The sequence below is a fragment of the Robinsoniella sp. genome (assembly GCF_034124845.1).
Window position 1 is genome coordinate 494 of the sequence record NZ_JAWYAJ010000249.1, and the last position, 19,495, is coordinate 19,988.

Annotated in this window: 18 protein-coding genes; 1 reads left to right on the forward strand and 17 read right to left on the reverse strand. The window is 45.2% G+C overall.

The window, feature by feature from the left end; genetic code table 11:
- The 7 genes from ACH2DQ_RS12300 to ACH2DQ_RS12330 all read right to left on the reverse strand — a co-directional run.
- A partial coding sequence (locus tag ACH2DQ_RS12300; RefSeq protein WP_395026910.1) for a hypothetical protein occupies window positions 1-429 on the reverse strand: 429 nt, incomplete at its 3' end.
- On the reverse strand, window positions 419-1,942 hold the full coding sequence (locus ACH2DQ_RS12305) for an FGGY-family carbohydrate kinase (protein WP_394912400.1): 1,524 nt from the start codon (window positions 1,940-1,942) through the stop codon (window positions 419-421). The genes ACH2DQ_RS12300 and ACH2DQ_RS12305, both read right to left, overlap by 11 nt.
- Before the next feature lie 10 nt (window positions 1,943-1,952).
- Window positions 1,953-2,999, reverse strand: a complete 1,047-nt coding sequence (locus tag ACH2DQ_RS12310) for a DUF4432 family protein (RefSeq protein WP_394912401.1) — start codon at window positions 2,997-2,999, stop codon at window positions 1,953-1,955.
- Window positions 3,000-3,092: 93 nt separating this feature from the next.
- Window positions 3,093-4,127 carry a substrate-binding domain-containing protein gene (locus ACH2DQ_RS12315; RefSeq protein ID WP_394912402.1) on the reverse strand — a complete coding sequence of 345 codons (1,035 nt, stop codon included), beginning with the start codon at window positions 4,125-4,127 and terminating at the stop codon, window positions 3,093-3,095.
- A 392-nt stretch (window positions 4,128-4,519) separates the two neighbouring features.
- Complete coding sequence (locus ACH2DQ_RS12320) at window positions 4,520-5,755, reverse strand: ABC transporter permease (protein WP_394912403.1); 1,236 nt, start codon at window positions 5,753-5,755, stop codon at window positions 4,520-4,522.
- A gap of 68 nt (window positions 5,756-5,823) precedes the next feature.
- The gene (locus ACH2DQ_RS12325; RefSeq protein ID WP_395026913.1) at window positions 5,824-7,692 is read right to left on the reverse strand and encodes an efflux RND transporter periplasmic adaptor subunit; all 1,869 of its coding nucleotides are present in this window, start codon (window positions 7,690-7,692) and stop codon (window positions 5,824-5,826) included.
- Window positions 7,693-7,824: 132 nt separating this feature from the next.
- Window positions 7,825-8,511 carry an ABC transporter ATP-binding protein gene (locus ACH2DQ_RS12330; protein ID WP_044293438.1) on the reverse strand — a complete coding sequence of 229 codons (687 nt, stop codon included), beginning with the start codon at window positions 8,509-8,511 and terminating at the stop codon, window positions 7,825-7,827.
- 370 nt (window positions 8,512-8,881) lie between these two features.
- Between ACH2DQ_RS12330 and dnaK the strand changes: the two genes are divergently transcribed.
- Window positions 8,882-10,621, forward strand: a complete 1,740-nt coding sequence (gene dnaK / locus ACH2DQ_RS12335; protein ID WP_394912405.1) for a molecular chaperone DnaK — start codon at window positions 8,882-8,884, stop codon at window positions 10,619-10,621.
- 197 nt (window positions 10,622-10,818) lie between these two features.
- On the opposite strand, the gene ACH2DQ_RS12340 is transcribed toward dnaK, so the two are convergent.
- The 10 genes from ACH2DQ_RS12340 to ACH2DQ_RS12385 all read right to left on the reverse strand — a co-directional run.
- The gene (locus tag ACH2DQ_RS12340) at window positions 10,819-11,787 is read right to left on the reverse strand and encodes a sugar-binding transcriptional regulator (RefSeq protein WP_395026915.1); all 969 of its coding nucleotides are present in this window, start codon (window positions 11,785-11,787) and stop codon (window positions 10,819-10,821) included.
- 134 nt (window positions 11,788-11,921) lie between these two features.
- Window positions 11,922-12,095: a DUF6783 domain-containing protein gene (locus ACH2DQ_RS12345; protein WP_394912407.1), complete on the reverse strand. Its 174-nt coding sequence runs from the start codon at window positions 12,093-12,095 to the stop codon at window positions 11,922-11,924.
- A 10-nt stretch (window positions 12,096-12,105) separates the two neighbouring features.
- Window positions 12,106-12,381 carry a BMC domain-containing protein gene (locus ACH2DQ_RS12350; protein ID WP_394912408.1) on the reverse strand — a complete coding sequence of 92 codons (276 nt, stop codon included), beginning with the start codon at window positions 12,379-12,381 and terminating at the stop codon, window positions 12,106-12,108.
- Between the two features lie 23 nt (window positions 12,382-12,404).
- Window positions 12,405-13,469 carry a galactitol-1-phosphate 5-dehydrogenase gene (locus ACH2DQ_RS12355; RefSeq protein ID WP_394912409.1) on the reverse strand — a complete coding sequence of 355 codons (1,065 nt, stop codon included), beginning with the start codon at window positions 13,467-13,469 and terminating at the stop codon, window positions 12,405-12,407.
- Between the two features lie 18 nt (window positions 13,470-13,487).
- Window positions 13,488-14,138 carry a deoxyribose-phosphate aldolase gene (gene deoC / locus ACH2DQ_RS12360; RefSeq protein WP_394912538.1) on the reverse strand — a complete coding sequence of 217 codons (651 nt, stop codon included), beginning with the start codon at window positions 14,136-14,138 and terminating at the stop codon, window positions 13,488-13,490.
- A 155-nt stretch (window positions 14,139-14,293) separates the two neighbouring features.
- Window positions 14,294-15,079 (reverse strand): triose-phosphate isomerase, encoded by a 786-nt coding sequence (tpiA, locus tag ACH2DQ_RS12365; RefSeq protein WP_394912410.1) that lies wholly within the window; start codon window positions 15,077-15,079, stop codon window positions 14,294-14,296.
- Between the two features lie 169 nt (window positions 15,080-15,248).
- Window positions 15,249-16,286 carry an alcohol dehydrogenase catalytic domain-containing protein gene (locus ACH2DQ_RS12370; RefSeq protein ID WP_394912411.1) on the reverse strand — a complete coding sequence of 346 codons (1,038 nt, stop codon included), beginning with the start codon at window positions 16,284-16,286 and terminating at the stop codon, window positions 15,249-15,251.
- A complete protein-coding gene (locus ACH2DQ_RS12375; protein ID WP_394912412.1) occupies window positions 16,267-16,791 on the reverse strand; it encodes an ureidoglycolate lyase in 525 nt (174 codons plus the stop codon). The genes ACH2DQ_RS12370 and ACH2DQ_RS12375 overlap by 20 nt, the downstream gene beginning before the upstream one ends.
- 17 nt (window positions 16,792-16,808) lie before the next feature.
- On the reverse strand, window positions 16,809-17,888 hold the full coding sequence (locus tag ACH2DQ_RS12380) for an alcohol dehydrogenase catalytic domain-containing protein (RefSeq protein WP_394912413.1): 1,080 nt from the start codon (window positions 17,886-17,888) through the stop codon (window positions 16,809-16,811).
- 245 nt (window positions 17,889-18,133) lie between these two features.
- Window positions 18,134-19,495 (reverse strand): FGGY-family carbohydrate kinase (locus ACH2DQ_RS12385; protein WP_395026919.1); only part of this gene is annotated, 1,362 nt, incomplete at its 5' end.

A 19,495-nucleotide genomic window follows, 5' to 3' on the forward strand; every position in this document is an offset into this window, starting at 1 on the left:
TGCCAGATAGGGATAGGGCTTAAATCCCAAAAACGGATTGTCCACAAGTAAATCCTCACAATACCCGGCTGTCCACTCCGGTCTGACACTCATAAGAGCATCAATCTTTCCGTCCTTTGCCAGCTTTGACAAATATGCATTATTGCCCGGTATATCCACCTCGGCAAGGGGAAAAGGAAACGCCGTTAAAGAAATCTGCCTGTCCGGGAACATGGTCTTATAATAATGCTGCGCCGCTTCATAATCCATCTGAAGCCCGCATTCCAACGCCCAGTCCATTGCAATCCGCTCCTTGCTCACACCTTTCACATGCTCTTCCAGATTCATATGAACATGCACATCCGTTATGTTTTCCGGCAGCCTGTCAGCCAGATATTCTTGATAAAATGCATCATCCAGCTCTGTTTTATGAAACCATTTATTGATCATACTGCTCCTTCCTTCCCGGGACCAGTGGCATATCCTGTCCGGATAGACCGCTATGATAGATTTCCCTGATGATGTTCCAGTTTCTTTTGTATGCTTTGTATTTCAGCTGGTAAAATTCCTTTAACTCCCCGGATACCTCCTGCATCCCCTCATAAGAGACCATGGATTTTACCGCCAGGGCATAGTCTTTATATATACCGCCCTCCACCGCTGCAATCATTGCCGCCCCCACGCATGCCGCATCTGTCTGCGTTACCCGGATAACCTCACAGTCCAGCACCGCCTGCAGTATAAGCATCCACCCACTGCTGTTTAATGCACCGCCCATCACTCTCAGACTGTTAATCTGCGCCCCGTTTTCCCGGTAGTCCTCCAGAAGCATGGCTGTATGAAAAACGATCCCTTCCATTACCGCCACTGCCACATCCAGTGGGTCATGCCTTAATTCCAGCCCCGTCAGCGTTCCTTTTGCCCTGAAATCCCAAATTGGACAGCCTGCACCTGTGAGATAAGGGAAAAACATCAGCGTCTCTTCTCTACCAATCTTCTGCTCAACACCTTCATTTAACGCTTCATATGTGAGTCCCGCCATCCGGTCTTTCCACCAGTCCAGTACAATACCCCCGCCACAGATGGAAGACAGAGCCCCCCACAGCCCAGGCACCACATGTCTTGCCGGTGAGATTCTGGATTTTGTCAGCATGGGCTGATCCGTTATGCTCATAACCGCCCAGGCGGTACCAGTTCCAAGCAGCAGATCTCCGTTTTTTACACTCCCGGACCCAAGGGCACAGCAATATTGGTCATGGGCTCCGTTAAATACTTTTACTTCTTTTGTCAGTCCTAATGCATCAGCGGCATCTTCTGTCAGTGTCCCCAGGTATTCGCCTGTTCTTTTTATTTCCGGAAGCAGTTCTCTGGAGATGCCGATATCCTCCAATATCTTTTCATCCCACTGCCAGGTCTGTATATCCATCAGCTGGCGGATTGCCCCATTGGTGGGATCAATCACTCCATGACCCGTCAGACAGTGGTTCATATATTCCAGTGTAGAGATAAATTTCACCGCCCTGTGCAAATCTTCCCTGCGGTTCTTCTTAATCCAAAGCAATTTGCAGGCATCCAGGCTGGCGCTTAACTCCCATCCCGTCTTCGTATAATAATATCCGTCTTCTGCCTTTTTCTGCAGTTCCTCCTCCTCTTGAACGGCTCTTTTATCCATCCAGGTAATTGCATTTCCTATGGCATTAAAATCAACGTCCACCAGCAGGGAACTGGCTCCCTGGGTGGAAAGTGCCAATGCCGTAATTTCTGATTTTTCACACTCCGCACATGCCTCCCGAACTGCCCCTGATGCTGCTTCCCACCAGTCCTCTGCCCGCTGTTCTACGATACCTCCCGCTCCTTGTATTGTCCGGTATCCACGATACCCTCTTCCCTTTAGTTTTCCGGTTTCATCGATCAGCAGAGCCTTTGTCCCTGTCGTTCCCACATCTAAACCAATTACATACATGCTGCCCACCTCATTTCATATCCTTCTCCAGACACACATAAGCTTTTAATGTCGTTTCCATACTCATCCCCGCTTCTATTTTAATTCCGGCATCTTCTCTCTCCACTTCCTCCATGCTCTCCGCCAGTACCGACCAGGGTTCGCAGCCTAATGTATAGTTTCTGCCATACCAGGGATATCCCTGCGCCGCACAATTCGGCTCCCAGATCCAGAGATAAGGATAAATGTCTTTCTCCCACTCCATTCCAAACCCAATATGGAGCCTGTGGTTCCATACACAATACCGGCTGTCTGCTATTCCGGAAATGCCATATTCCAGATATTTCTTCTCTTGCGGATGCCGTATTCTGGATAAATCCAGTTCCTTTCCATCCACGTCTTTTACCAGGGGCCAGTTCATCTGTCTGTTTGCGGGCAGTGCACTCTGTATATTTAAAGTGTGTACCTTGCAGTCACCATTTAAAATAATCTCACAGTTATCATCCAGAAACGGTGCCCCCAGAGCCGGATGCTGTCCCCACATAAACTGCAGGGGTACCGCACCTTCATTAGTCACCCGCTCACGTATATAAAGGGTTGGATCGCCGCTTTTTAGGGTCATCCACTTTTCCAGATAAAACGGTGTCTTGGCAGTGCGAATCGCAAACTTCACCGTTATCTCTTCCTCGGTGTCTTTTTCGATCTGATAATCCCACTGTGCCACACATACCTCGCCGTGGATCCCCAGCTCCGCATTCATATAGGTGCTCGCCGCCCCGTAGTTGGGAAATAACTCCTGCCACCCCCCTTCGTACAAATCTAAGAATCTTCCATACCTGCTGTTCTTTGTCGTTACATAAGTCTGGGGATTCTTCACCCCATGAAAAGAATGCCACATAAAATCCAGGTCCATGGGTTTGTAAACAAATTCGAATATATCGCTGCCTTTCCCTGCCAGAACCCCAATATGCAGATATTCATTTTCCAGATTAACCTGCCTGACCCCCTGATACACCACTTCCCGGATCCTGCAGTTATAATTCCGTTGGTTCCGATAGCTTTCTACTGACTGATACATCTTACCGCCTCTCCAGAGCATATTCTCAAACACACTCTTGTGCACTCGAGTGCACATTATTTATTAAAGGAAAGAGTAACCGAAAATACTTCGTTACTCTTCTCTATACCGCAAACACTCGCTGGTAATAATTGATACATCCGTATAGATATTTTTCTTAACTTTTACCCCATATGAAATATAATCACACATTTTTTGCAACACTTTATAAGCCTGTTTGTCCGGATTCTGACTGAGCACCACTTTAAAATAGTCTTCTCTTAAAAGCTGCTCCGTATCTTCTGACAGGTCAAATCCCATAGCCGTAATATCCCGGTTCTGTAAATCCCTCAGAACATTCCCGACAATATAACAATCCGCATCTGCTCCCAGAATCCCGGATACCTGCTGAGTCTCTATCAGCCTGCGCACCTTGTTGTAATACTCGTTCTCATTTTTCTGAACCGTCATCTGACTGACTTTTACATCCGGACAATATTCCATAATAAAATCCATAAATCCACGGTTACGTTCCACGGTCTGCATCTCTTCTATGCTTTGGTTCACGATAAAAACATTTCCCTTTTTCCCAATATAATTCACCATTATCTGGGCTGCAATCCTGCCTGATTCATAGGCCTTGGGACCTACGTAGCAGATGCGGTCACTGGAGGGTGCATCCGCACCGAAAGTAAATACGGGCTTTCCCTTTTTAACCAGCGCATTGATCTCCCGATTCAGCCCGCTCATACTGCAGGCATGCATGATTACTGCATCAATCTTGTCATTTTCCAGCAATGCCTGCAGCAGCTCCTTGGATGCCATCACAGATTCATTCTCAGGTGTAAAAAATTCAATCCCAATCTTAAGCTCCCGGTATTCCCGGCAACACTTCCCAAACCCAGCTTTTGCCTCGGGAAAGAAATACTTAAAATCACCGATTACAATGGCAATATTATGCACTTTATTCGTTGCAAGAACACTTGCCATGCGGTTCTTGCGATATCCCAGTTCCTTTGCTACCAGTAAAATATGCTCCTTCGTGTCCGGTCTTACCGTCTCATCACCGGATAAAACTTTTTTCACCGTCCGAAGGGAAAATTTTGACTTTTCTGCTACATCTTTTAATGTTATCGGTTTCTCATACACACAACTCACGTCTCCTTTATTCCCGCCGGCAGACGCCAAACGGACACGCTGGCGCGTTCATTTGGTCACTGCCGCGAAGGTTGCTGAACGTCCAGTGGACGTTCGTTTAGCAACGACCGGAGCGGAAGCGGAGAACAAATACCCCGCTGCTCGCAGCGTTACAAATTTGATGCCCCGTTGCTTGCAGCGGAGTCTTTTATTTGCACTCGAGTGTAATTTCTTTTATCATAGCATTCAGATGGTAGTTTGTCAAGGCTTTTTCTGTAACACGAGTAGTTCTTTTACCAGCACAGATGCTGTCATGGGAAGCGGACCACATAAAAAAACAAAGCATGGGAACGAATAGATATACGTTCTTCTGCTTTGTTTATATAATTATGGAAAAGTATCCGCTAATTTCTTCTCAACGCCTCTATCGGACTGAGTTTCGCTGCTTTTCTTGCCGGATAGATTCCAAAAAAGATACCAACCGCACAGGCAAAAAAGGTTGCTCCCAGTATGGTTCCTGCACTAATCCCCGGGCTTATGGTACTTCCCAGAGAAACAGTCATAATACTACAGATACCAAAAGCAGCTATTACTCCTAATATAATACCAATTACTCCGCCAAGTGCTGTAATGATTGCCGACTCAGCCAGAAATTGTACCATAATAGAGGAGGTCTTTGCACCCAGTGACTTTCTTATTCCGATTTCCCTCGTTCGCTCCGTAACAGATACCAGCATAATATTCATAACGCCGATTCCGCCAACCAGCAGTGAAATTGCTGCAACAAAAGATATAAATGCGGTTACCATGCCCATCATACTGTTAATACTCTGCAATACATCCTGGAAACTCTGAACCCGGTAAAACTCTTCTCCGGCACTCTGATGCCTGGATTCCAGTATATGAATAACAGAATTTGTGATCTGTTTTGCATCCATTGTTTTGTCCGCAAACACATAAATACTGTAAAAAGGTTCCGGATCATAGCCAAAGTTCGTTAAGGAAGTATACGGTATGTCAAGAGTGACCGGCTGCCCCTCATAGCTATAGCTGACAAAAGCCGTATTGTCTTTTGCCCCGGTAACTCCAACAATGCGGTATGCAAATGTCATGCCATCCATCGTAACATCAATGTCCATTCCCACTACATCATCCGATCCAAACAGCCGCTTGGCATCTGTGTCTGTAAGAACGCAGACATTTCTTCCTTCCTGTACATCCGCATCGGTAAAATATTTTCCTCTTTTCATTGTAAAGTTGTTCATTCTCTGCAGTGCCTGTGTTCCTGCACTCAGACTCAGCTGAAATTCTCCTTTTCCGGTTACCGTAGTTCCGCTGCTGCCCGATGCCGGCGTTACGCCCTCCACACCATTTACTTTGGAACTGATGGCCTCCATATCAGCAGCTGTAATCATCTGATTGGCATTTACGGCGTCTTCACTGCAGGATACATAGATCTGTCCGCCTCCCACATCATTTGCTTCTGCTGTCATAGACTCCGTGGTTCCGGCACCGACTGACATAATCGCAATTACAGAAGCAATACCAATAATAATACCAAGCATAGTCAGGAAAGAACGGCCTTTATTTGCAACAATACTTTTTATTGCCATTTTAAAATATTCAAGCAAGCTACCCATATATGTGCCCCTTTCGTTTACCATGAATAGCACAAGCTGGCTTGTGCTATTCCTTAATTACTGCTTCCTTATGATTCTGCCTGAGCAGCTGCGCCACCTGAACCATCGGCGCCTGTTCCTGCATTTATGCTGTTTGCATCCATTGGCACAACCGGGCTTCCTTCCTGATACATACCGATATCCGGTATCACCTGGTCACCAGGCTCAAGCCCTGACTTAATTTCGATATAGCTGTCTGAAGACACGCCCGTCTCGACAATCTGTTTCGCCACTACACCATCTTTTACAATATAGCAGAAAGAACCCTCGTTACCGGTATTGACTACCTCAACCGGAACTACCGGGACCTGCACTGCCTCGGCAGCCTGAATAGAAACCTTCGCTTCCACACCTAAGAAAATATCTTCATCGGGATTGTCTATGGATACGGATGCACTGATAATCGGCGTTCCCTTTTCATTTGGAATTGCAATGTGGCTGATCTTACTTACAGTGCCTTTGTATTCTTTCGCTCCAATTTTAACGGTTGCTTTTTGTCCTTTCTGGACTTGTTCAAAATCATACTTGGAAAGTGAGATATTAACATCTACATCCTGGGTGCTCTGAAGCGTAAACATTTCACTCCCCTGGGTAACCATACCTCCCTGGGCTGCTTTACTGTCGGAGATTACGCCGCTGAATTCTGCGGTAATACCTTGTTTTCCCTTTGTGATTAACTCTTCTAACGTCTTGCTCTCCAGTTCCTGGAGGTTATTGTTGACTTCCATCTGGGCTTTTGATTCTTCTGATAATGTAACACCGTCTGCTTCGGCAATTGCTTTCTTAGATGCCAGTTCGGACTGTAATTCAGCCAGCGTTGACTGGGCATCCTGCAGTTCCATCTGAAGATCTGTCGTATCTGCCGCCGACTGTCCCGCACCGGTACCAGACAGATCTGCCCCTCCGGTTCCTCCCTGGGTTCCAGCTCCTGTACTGCCCTCAGGTGTTGACAATTTCTGAATCTGTGCCTGATATTCCGCTATTGGATTATCAAATTCCTGGGCAATCTTCTCATTTAGCTCATTCACCTTTGCCTGTGCGGCAGGGACTTTTACGTCCTCCAGATCATGAACCACTGCCATCTGGGCTTTTAATGCCTGGCTTGCAGATTCAATCTTAGCCGCATCCCCTAATCCGCTTGCTTCATCATAACTCTGCTGCAGAATACCCTGCTGGAATTTCGCATCGCTTAACTGCCCCTGAAGCTGTGTTAACGACTGCACAGCCGCATTTAATTTTACCGTGTACTCTGCTTTTTTCTTGGTTAATTTCTCAATCTTTTCCTTTAATTTATCTGTCTCTGCTTTTATCTTAGCTTTTGCTGCCTCCGCCTGGGCTTTGGCTTGTGCCTCTGCCTGTGCCACCGCTTCTGACTGCTTCTGGATTGCCTGATCCTGGGCATCTTTCGTTGCCTGGGCAATTGCGCGGTTTAAATCTGCAACTCTCTGTTTCCACTGATCCACCTGAGCCTGCAGACTGTTTACCTGGCTGGCTGCATCTGCTTTATCATTCGCAGCTTTATTCGATTTATTAATAGAATCCTGATATCCGTATTTTCCGGATAACACGTTTAATTCTGCTTTTTTATTATCTTTTTCCAAATTCTCCAAATCAAATGTAATCAGCATGTCTCCGGCTTTCACCGTATCTCCACGCTGAAAATTCAGATTCTTAACCGTCGCATTCACCGGCGAAAAAAATGTCTTCTTATTCCGGCTCTCAACGGTTCCGCTGGTATCCACATATTCCTGCACATCTCCGGTGGTTACCGGAACTACTGCCACAGCCTGATTATTCACCGCCTGGGTTCCCTGCCCTCTTAGGGCAAAAAAACCGACGCCCGCCACAACGACGACGCCTGCAATAATAAAAGGTAATTTTTTATGTTTCTTCTTCATAATGGTCTCCTCCATTTTATTTTACTGCCCGTGACTATTCACTATAAATAAACTTATTCATTGTATTGATTTACTCACTCATTGTATGAAGTTACTTAATTATTTTATTGATCTGAATAATCATTTTTTGATCTACTCATTCATCGTATCTGACTCTATCTTCCCATCCATGATCCGCACAACCCTTCGTGCCTGGTCTGCGATTCCATTATCGTGTGTAATCAATATGACGCTTCTTCCATCTTTATGTAGATTTTTCAGTATTCCCAGTATCTCTTTACTGGATGCAGAATCCAGGTTACCGGTGGGCTCATCCGCCAGAATAACCGGTGGTTTTGCTGCGATTGCCCTGGCTATTGCCACTCTCTGCTGCTGTCCGCCTGACATTTCGGTCGGTTTGTGATGCATTCGCTTCTCCAGCCCCACCATCTTTAGTGATTCAATTGCCAGCTTCTTTCTTTCCCTCATGTCAACTCCCCGGTAAATCAGTGGAAGTTCCACATTCTCCACCGCAGTCAGATTGGCAATCAGATTAAAGCCCTGAAAGATAAAACCAATCTCCCGGTTTCGCACTGCCGCAAGCTCGTTGTCTTTCATCGTTGATACGTCCACACCATTTAAATAATACTCTCCCGATGTTGGTACATCCAGACATCCCAGCATATTCATCAGCGTAGATTTTCCGGAACCTGACTGTCCGATAATCGCCACAAACTCTCCTGTGTTGATTTCCAGGCTGACATGATCCAGAGCACGCACTTCATTTTCTCCCGGATTATAGATCTTACTCAAATCCTTTACCTGAATTAACGACGCCATGTATTCTGCTCCTTTCCGCATTTCCATAATGGATACGTGATCACACATAACACTTTTCCATAGTCATCAATTATTTTGATTCACAAAGAACTATATCATATATATAATCGTTTTGCCATACAAATAAAGGTTAACTTTTCATTAAACTTTCATTAAACTTCTAAAAAACTTATAAATATAAACAATTCATAAAATGATGGCGTAATTATTTTTACTTTCTTTAGAAACCATACATAAAGGTGACACATTTATCCAATATTCTAGTTGTAGAAAACAGGCGCCGGCAGTCGCCGAATGGACGCGCCTGCGTTTCCGTTTGGCTCGTTGCTCGCGGGAATGAAAAGATGAGATGAGAAAGAGGTAAATGAAAATGGGTAAAATTATTGGCATTGATTTAGGCACAACAAACAGCTGTGTAGCTGTTATGGAAGGAGGCCAGCCTGTCGTAATTGCAAATGCGGAAGGATTTCGGACAACTCCGTCTATTGTGGCTTTTACAAAAAACGGTGACCGCCTGATCGGTGAACCGGCTAAACGTCAGGCTGTGACCAATCCGGATAATACTGTTTTTTCCATAAAACGACACATGGGTTCTGACTATACAGTTAAAATAAATGGCAAAAAATATACACCGCCGGAAATCTCGGCGATGATTTTGAAAAAATTAAAAACAGATGCAGAGAGTTATCTGGGAGAGGCAGTTACGGATGCCGTAATTACGGTTCCCGCTTACTTCAGTGATTCCCAGCGGCAGGCAACAAAAGATGCCGGAAGAATCGCCGGCTTAAATGTCCAGCGAATCATCAATGAGCCCACTTCCGCTGCCCTGGCTTACGGTCTTGATAATTTCGCACCGCAGAAAATTCTGATCTACGATCTTGGGGGTGGAACTTTTGACGTGTCTGTAATTGAAATCGGGGAAGGCGTTGTGGAGGTAATGGCAACTGCCGGTGATAATCAGCTGGGCGGTGATGATTTTGATAAACGCATCTGCGATTACCTGGTAAATGAATTCAAAAAGCAGGAAGGCATCAATCTCACCAAAGACAGTGTTGCAATGAACCGTATCCGGGAAGAGGCGGAGAAAGCCAAAAGAGAATTATCCGCCGCTACTACCGTAAACATTAATCTTCCCTTTATCAGTACCACCCGTTCCGGTCCGGTGCATCTGGATATGAACCTGACCCGGGCAAAATTTGATGAACTCACAAGCGACCTGGTGGAACGCACCGCCCTTCCTGTCCAGACCGCTTTAAATGATGCAGGTATTTCCACCTCAGAGCTTGGCAAAGTACTTCTGGTAGGTGGTTCCACCCGTATTCCGGCAGTACAGGAAAAAGTAAAAATGCTGACACGCCATGACCTGAGCAAGAACTTGAACCCCGACGAATGTGTGGCACTTGGCGCTTCCATCCAGGGCGGAAAGCTGGCTGGAGATGCAGGCCTGAATGAAATCCTGCTGCTGGATGTCACTCCCCTGTCCCTCTCCATTGAAACTGTGGGCGGCGTTTGTAACGTTTTGATTCCCAAAAATTCCACAATCCCCAGAAGGGAATCCAAAATATTTACCACTGCCGGAAACTTCCAGACTTCCGTTGATATCCATGTTCTGCAGGGAGAACGCCAGTTTGCCAGAGATAACAAAAGCCTGGGAAAATTCCGCTTAAGCGGAATCAAGCGTGCCATGGCTGGCGGTCCCCAGATTGAAGTTACCTTTGATATCGATACCAACGGAATTGTACATGTCTCAGCAAAAGACCTGGGAACCGGTAAAGCCCAGGATATTACCATTACGGCCGCTTCCAACCTGTCAGAAGCAGATATTGAAAAAGCAATCCAGGATGCACAGCAGTATGAAGCGCAGGATTCCAGGCGCAAGGGCTCTCTGGATACCATTAACGATGCTCAGGGCATGATCATTAAAGCGGAGCAGCTATTATCAGAGCGGAAAAAAGAATTAACAAAAGAACAGAAAAATTTCCTGAAAAATGATATAGCCAATCTGAGGAAACTCTTGAAAAAAGCAAAACCGGAAACCATCACCGATGTGGAAGCCGATGAGATTAAAGCATCTGCAGATGCACTGCAGCGCTCAATTGATATGGTTTAAAGCTGAATCACTGCACCACGGACTATTTTAATTTCCAATTAAAATCGAAAAGAGTATAAAACCGTTGTTGTTCATCCGGTTTTATACTCTTTTTTATATGATTCTATTTCGAATGCTTTCCGATTCCGAATGCTTTCCGATTTCGGTTGCTATCCGATTTCGATTGCTTTCCGATTTCGATTGCTTTCCGGTTTTCCTTAATCCCGCTCCATCTTCTCAATTTTATTCCATACTAATTCCGCCGTCTCTTCATTTGTAATCAGGACATTGATCAGCCCGCCGTTTAACGCTCCGCAGATAGAATCAATTTTACTGGTACCCTGTGCCACGCCGATCCGGTATTCTTTCTGCCGAATTACATCTAAGGGCACAGCAATGGTTCTTTCATCTAATTCCATATCACAGATATTCCCGTTGATGTCGATAATATGGGAACAGATATCACCAACCGCTCCTTTTTGGGAAAGCTCTTCCATGGTGCGGTCACTTAAATAGCCCGCACGTACAATTGCACTTTTCAGTCCGAATGCACCCATTGTAAAAACTGCAATATTGGCATCGTATCCATACTGAAGAACTTTGCCCATATTGTGGTCACGCTGGATGATGTCTTTCATTTTTTTATTGTCCACTACAGCGGGAAGAGGCAGCACATAAGAGGACGCTCTCAACTTATTGGCAAAATTATTTGCGATTTCTGTGGAGTAAATGTTTTTCTTCAGATCGCTGATCCCTCCGCAGAGAAGTACTGCTGTTACATTTTCCAGGTCTTCTCTTCCAATGAGGGATTTGGAACACTCAAACAGGGTATCTCCCCAGGAAAGTCCCAGAATATCCCCATTTTTTATAATACTGTTTAGGTATCTACCCATCTCCATCCCAATGCGTGACAGAGGATTCTCATCCGCATTAGATGGAGTTATAATTACTTTCTTCAAATTGAATTTATTCCTGAATTTCTGCTCCAGTTTGCTCTCAACACTCATAGGGTCCACCACCTGGACTCGAACAATGCCCACTTCTTTCGCTTCATTCAATAATTTTGATATATATGGTCTGGACAGGCTTAACTTTTTTGCCACCATTTCCTGGCTGTAATCATTTTCATAATACAGCTTAGCCACCTGAACAAGAAGCTCTATTTTTTTATAATCATTCATCATCATTCTCCTCCCGACAATCATCTCCTTATTTTCTTTGAAAAGGATATTATTTGGATATTATAACATAATACTGTTTTATATCCAACAATGAACAATAAAAAAGGCAGGGCTATCCATCCGAACACCCTGCCTTCTCTCTAAGAGCCTGTTTGAAAAATGCTTTCTGACAGATGTGCGTCACAGTTTGTGGTAGATTTGTTTCGGATGAAGGGCGCGCAGTGGGCTGCGCAACCTGAATTCGGGGCAAATATACTACAAAGTGAGGCGTGCAGATGGCGGGAATGATTTTTCAAACAGACTCTAATCAACATTTATCTAGAATTATGCCTGGGGCAATATTTTCTCCACGTCACCATGGGGCCTGGGAATCACATGTACAGCAACCAGTTCTCCTAATTTCCCTGCTGCCTGGGCTCCCACTTCGGTTGCAGCTTTCACTGCTCCCACGTCTCCGCGTACCATAATTGTCACTAATCCGGATCCAATTTTCTCTGATCCAACCAATGTTACATCTGCTGCTTTTACCATAGCATCCGCTGCTTCAATTGCTGCTACCAGACCTCTTGTTTCCACTAATCCTAATGCTTCCTGTGTCATTTACTTATCCTCCTGCTTGGTTTTTACATTTCCGGTTTAAAGAGTACTTTTGTAAATACTTCTGACCGCTTAAACATCATATCAAATACTTCTTTACAATCTTCCAGTCGTACCCTGTGGGTAATTAGCGGGTCTACATTCATCTGCCCGGTATGTATAAACTCCAGGGCACTCTTCCACTCATTAATTGGAAGTGGGTTAATGGATGAATTCCAGCTGCCGTGAATCGTCAGTTCCCCTCTTAATATAGAAGCTATGACGCTGTTGGGAAACGTTACATCATCATAAGTGATACCGCCGTAAACAACTTCTCCATTTTTCTTACAGGAGGCTACCGCCTGCACGTGGGTGTACTTGCTTCCTGCAAACTCGATTGCAATATCTACCCCTTCTCCTCCTGTCAAATCTTTAATTGCCTTGACTGCATCCAGGTCTTTTCCATTTACTCCGGCTGTGGCGCCAAGCCGCTTTGCCAGACGCAGCTTATCATCGGATACGTCAACGGCAATTACCGTTGTGCATCCAAGGGCTTTTAACCATTGCACCGTAATAAATCCAATTGCGCCAAGTCCAAATACCGCAGCAGATTTTCCGGCTTCAATTTTCGTCTTCCGCACTGCATGAAGCCCTACCGACACCGGATCTGTAAAGGAGCCTTCTTCATAATCAACGCCGGACGGGAGTTTGAGGCAGTTTTCCGATTCCACTACGATATATTCCGCCATGGCACCGTCTCTTCTGGAACCATAGTAGTCATATGTGTCACAGAGATGTGACTGTCCTACTTTACAATACTGGCATTCTCCGCAGGGAATCAAAGGCATAACGGATACCCGGTCCCCCACATCCAGCTGGTTTTTCACCTTATCGCCACAGGCTGCAATCTGTCCTGCAAACTCATGGCCTATGGTTGTTGGAAAATGATAAGTGCCTTTCACCATAACTCTGGGAATATCAGACCCGCATACCCCACAGCTTTTTACCTTTATCAAAACCTGGGTATCCTTTTCAATCCGGGGTACATCCACTTCCACGCAGCGTATGTCTTTTGGTGCAAATAATCTTACAGCCCTCATTTTTTGTGCCATTTCCTTCACTCCTCTCCTTTAATAGTTACCGGTTCCGGTCAGACCATTTATGATTGCAATACCGGAACTGGTCCCCAGTCTCGTTGCACCTGCCGCAATCATTTCCCTGGCTGTCTCTGCACTCTTCACTCCGCCGGAAGCTTTTACACCCATCTCATTGCCCACCGTTTTTCTCATAAGTGCCACGTGTGCTGCGGTAGCTCCTCCGGTAGAAAACCCTGTGGATGTCTTAACAAAATCTGCACCTGCCTCTTTGCAAATCCGGCATACATGTACAATCTCTTCTTCGGTAAGCAGACAGGTCTCAAGGATTACTTTTACAATTGCCCTGCCATGAACGGCAGTCACTACGTCTGAAATATCTTTTTTTACAAAGCTCCAGTCTTCTGATTTTACTTTCCCCACATTGATGACCATGTCCACTTCGTTCGCTCCGTTTTCAATGGCTTCATTTGCTTCAAATACTTTGGATTTCGTAGTGGTGGCACCCAGTGGAAATCCGATGACCGTACATACTTTTACCCCTGTCCCTCTCAGCAGATCATAACAAAGGGGAACGTATCCCGGGTTAATGCATACCGAGCAAAAATGATTTTCTTTCGCTTCCTCACATAACTTCTTGATCTGATCTTCACTTGCATCCTGTTTCAGCAGCGTATGGTCTATCATACCTGCTACAGAACCGGATGGAGCAGGTTTTAATCCCCCCTGAATCTCCAGCTTTCTCAAGATCTCATCTGCAATTTTTGCAACCAACTGTTCCATTTCCATATGTATGTCCTCTCTTCCTAATATATTATCATATACTCCAGCGCATGTAATTTTCAGACACACTCTTGAATATAGTTTAATTTTTCTGCATGAATCCCTGCACTTCCGATTAAAAATCCATCTACAGATGGAATCTCGCCTATGGCTGCTGCATTTTTTTCATTTACACTGCCGCCATAGAGTATGGGCACTTCTATGCCTAATATCTCCCGGATTACACCTTTTAAATATACATGGGTTTCATGAATCTCATCTGATGATGCGCTTACGCCTGTTCCGATCGCCCATACAGGCTCATAAGCGATATATACTTTTGAAACCGCCTCTCCTTGCAGTGTTGCAAGATCTTTCAGCAGCTGGTTTCGAAGCGTTTCTTTCCAAATACCCTCCTGACGTTCCTTCTGGCTCTCTCCGATACAGAGCATAATCTTCATAGAAGCCTTTGCCGCGGCAAGAACTTTTCGGTTGATTTCCTCGTCAGACTCATAATTGTACACCCTCCGTTCGGAATGGCCTGCCATCAAATAGGTACATCCCAGCTCCTGCAGCATGGGAATGGATATCTCTCCGGTAAATGCACCTCCCGGCTGATCGTGGAAGTTCTGCGCCCCAGTCAGGATATTCCTAACGGTAAATTCTTCTGCCAATCCTGCTAACGTTGTAAAAGGAGGGAAAATAACAAGGGGGGCATCCTGAATATCACTTAATTCCTCTAAAAATTTTCTTCCCTCAGCAATTGTCATATTCATCTTCCAGTTAACTGCGATGATCAGCCTTTTTTTCTGATATCTCCGTATAGTCTCACGGATTATTTTTTCTAATTCTGCCTGATTTATCATCTGTCCACAGCTTTCTATTTACATATGTTCATGATATAGTAAATTATGTTACTCTGAAATTATAATAACACAACGCATATTTAAAGTCAACAGCTTATATGCGTTGTCTTATACAGGTGTGTATTCTTAAATGAATTCTCGCGTGATCTGGCAAATTTTGAAGACATCTCTATGGATGGATAATTGCCTTCAATATCTGACCGCTCTTTAAGTGTTCAAAAGCCTTCATTATTTCTTCCAAGGGATATTCTCTGGTGATATACTTTTCCGGCTGGAGCTGCCTTTTTGCGATTTTTTCCAGAATCTCTCTGTTCTGGCTGCTGGTAGAAGCATGTACGCCAAAAACTCCCAGTTCTTTGTAATGGATATCGTTTGAGTCCAAAAATCCCTTCCCATCTCCCGGTATTCCTCCAAACAGGCTGATTCGTCCGTGTTTTGCAGCTATTTTCAGCGCATCCGTATGAACCATCCCAACAGAACATGCCGTGATGACCACATCTGCCCCGTTGCCGTCTGTTTCTTCCATAATCCGGTCATAGCAGTTTTCTGTCCTGGAATTGATCACAATAATCTCGGGTATTAATTCCCGCGCCTCACGGATGCGAAAATCCGAAACTTCCATCATCATAACCTTAGCAGCCCCCGCCGCATATGCCAGTTCTGCATGGGAACAGCCAATGAACCCGGAACCAAATACCGCTACGGTATCCCCTTCTCTGATATTACAGATTTGCTGTGCATTTAAGGCACATGCCATTGGTTCTGCCAGAGCCGCTTCATCTGGCGTGACATTCCCCGGCACCTTATTCACATTTCCCTGTCTGAATGCATCTCCGGGTATCTCCATGTACTCTGCGAATACACCGTCAAATTCAAAACCGATTGTTCTCAGATGATCGCACATATTTGTGTGGCCTTTTTGACAGGGCCTGCATTCCCCGCACCCGATAGCGGGAGCGATCTGAACCCGGTCTCCAAGGGAAAATCCGCTTACATTTGTACCGATCTCCACAATTGTTCCGCAGCACTCGTGCCCGATAATCCTGCCCGGATTGATCTTGGGATTTCCATTGGCAAAGGTCCTTACATCTGTTCCGCAAATAGATGCCGCTTCTATTTTAATCACTGCTGAATCTTTTGATGCAGATGGTTTTTCCCTGTCCTCTATACAGAAATTTTTCTCCCCGTTATAAACAAACGCTTTCATGATCTCCTCCTGTTTTAACTGTTAATAAGTTATCCCCTTCAAAGTTTACCGCGGTCAGGTCATTGTGGTAAGTGCGCTCCGGAAGTACGATCAGAACATGAACCTCTTTCTTAAAAAGGGGCTGGGGCATGTAATGCCAGGTACCGGGATTAATATGGATCATAGTGCCGCGGGGTATTAAAAATGCCCGTAATGCCTCTGTATCCGGCCTTTCGGTATTACCCGCAGGTGCGAGACACAGTACCGTGTCATCATCCATAGGCATCATGATTTCTGCTGTATGGTCGTGATATTCCAGTGCCGGAACCATAAAATGTACCGACCTTTCCACCAGAAGGGTTGAAAATGCCAGTGCTGATACCGGGGGAACCATGCGGATGCTGTCTCTGTAAAAGGTGAAATTCTGATCTCCGAAACATGCGCCGTCATCTGAACACATATTGTGGTACTGTCCGAATATTTCAAAATTCTCTTTGCTTAACTGCTCTGCCTGAACTGTAATCATCTTTGCTTCCTCCATCATCACGGTTTTATAACCACCTTAAGGGATCCGTCTCCTTTAGCATTCTGCTCAAAAGCAGTCTGCCATTGATCCAATGAAAATGTATGGGTTACCACGCCGTCCGTATAAATGGTATTGTCTGCAATCCATTCCGTAACCACATCAAAGCAGTACGGTCCCAGATGGGCACCCAGGATATCCAGTTCTTTTCCATCTCCGATTACAGACCAGTCAACGCTTACTTTTTGCCCAAATACGCTGAATTCTATAAATCTGCCTAATTTTCGGATGGCATCCAGTCCCTGCTGCACACTGGAGGGATGACCCGTTGCTTCTATATAAATATCACAGCCATAACCATTTGTCATATTCTGAATCTCTTTTACCACATCACACTGCGCCGGATTCAGGCAGATATCCGCTCCAAATTTTTTGGCTATCTCAAGGCGGTCTTCCTTCATATCAATTGCGATGAGTTTCTTAGGTCTTCGAAGCCTGGCATAATTGACCATCGCCAGTCCCAGAGTTCCCACGCCAGATATTACAACCACATCGGTATTGGAAATATCCGCCCGGTCCACTGCATGTTTTGCACAGCTGTATGGTTCGATTAAAACTGCCTTTTCCAATTCCAGATCCTTTGGAATCTGATAGATTCTTGTTTTTTCCGGCAGCACCATATACTCCGCCATGGCACCATTAACGTGGGCACGGAATCCGAAGATATCCGCTTTGTCACACATCCAGTAATGTCCGGTTTTGCAGAACATACATTCATTACATGGTACGATCTGTTCCCCGGTAATCCGGTCTCCGATTTTTGCACTTCCCTGGTAATCTTCTGCCACTTCCACAACTTCCCCCACAAATTCATGTCCGGGAATAAACGGCGTCTTTACCCAGGGCTCTGAGGTACCATCGCCCCAATACCCTTGTGCTCCATGCCAGTTTTTAATGTCGCTTGCACACACGCCGCAGGCTTCCACTTTGATCAGTACCTCCCCTTTCTTCAGATCCGGTACCGGATAATCTGCTTCCAGGCGATAATCATTCTTTCCGTAAACAACCAATGCTTTCATTGTTTTTACTGTCTTAGCCATATCTATACCCACTGCATATTGCAGGCTTACCTGCAATACTGCCACCATAAAATTATTTGAAAGAATAAAACCGTGGCTTCCTTTCTTTGTCTTAATTTTCTTCCAAACTTTTACCTCCTGAATAGCGCAAGCTGGCTTGTGCTATTCCTTAATTAGTAGTTTGAAAGCGATTTTCTTTCAAACTTATGCCCCTGGAACGCTTTTTGTTCCAAACTTCCTTCTATATTAACTCTGAATGACGTCTTTCATTTTGACAATTTCCCAATCCGCTCATAGAAACCATGGAGCTCCACTATATAATCCTTATATAACTGCAAATAAGGCAGATACGCTTCTCTTTTTGTAAGATCCGGCGGAAATTCACGTTTTACCTTTACGTGATTTAAAGCGGTTTCTTTTAAATCCGGAAAAACTCCAATGGCATTTCCAGCCAGAATTGCAGCGCCCCACATAGCAGCATCTTCACGGTTCAGAGCTTCATACCGCTTTCCCTGGACATCTGCACACATCTGGGTCCATACGGGAGACTTGGCGCCTCCTCCAATGATCCTGACGTGATCCGTTTTATACTCCGGATACAGCTCCTCTATCCGCTGCATGGACAGGGTAAAGTCATATGTAAAGCTCTCTAATAAGGCTTTATAAAAATGTTCCCTGGAATGGCTCCAGTCAAATCCCATCCACATACCGCGAAGGGTACCATCCAGCGGCATAGAACTGCCCCCAAGCAGTCCGATTCCCATCAGACCGTTGCATCCCGGCTCTATGGCGGTCATTTTATGTTCCATATCCGCGAATATTTCCAGCGTCCCCATATCCCCATGTTTTACAAAGGTATTCATAAACCAGTCTAAGGTAATCCCGGAACCAGCTGCAAAATGCGTGGCATAAAATTCACCCGGTATTGCGGAGGGTATCACATCCAGACGTCTTTCATCCATGTCCGGACGGTATTCGCTGACGCAGCAGCTTACCTCTCCATAAGAGGACGCTTCAAATATCGTATCACCGTAATTTACGATTCCTGCCCCCAGACAGCCCGCGGGCTTATCTCCCGCCCCGGATACTAACACAATTCCGGGCTTTAATCCGGTGGCTGCCGCCATTTCTTTATTTAAATGTGCGCAAATGCGGTTGGAGTTTACAATTCTTGGCAGGTACTTTTCATCCAGTCCGATTTCCCGGCAGATTTCCTGGGACCATCTGTCATTTTGCACATCCGCCAGTCCGGTCCACTGGGTAAAAGATCTGTCTATAACCGCATCTTCAATGGGGATATCTCCCAATTTACCAATCACATATCCGCTGATCATCAGGTACTTTGCAATTTTTTTGCTCTCTTCCGGGTATTCCGTTTTGAACCACTGGTATTTAGGTGCCATTTGAGGAAAGTTCGTACCTCCAATGCACAAAAACGGATCCCGTAATTTTTCCATCTGTTTTTCTGCATAAGGCATATACCGGTTGTCCAGAGAGCAGGACCAGGTGGTGATATCATTCCAATTCTCATCCACCCCCATGAACCCTGACATCTGTCCGGTAAAGGCAATTGCTTCGATCAGTTTAGCCTTTTTATCCAGCACTGCACACACTTTCTTCATGCAGGC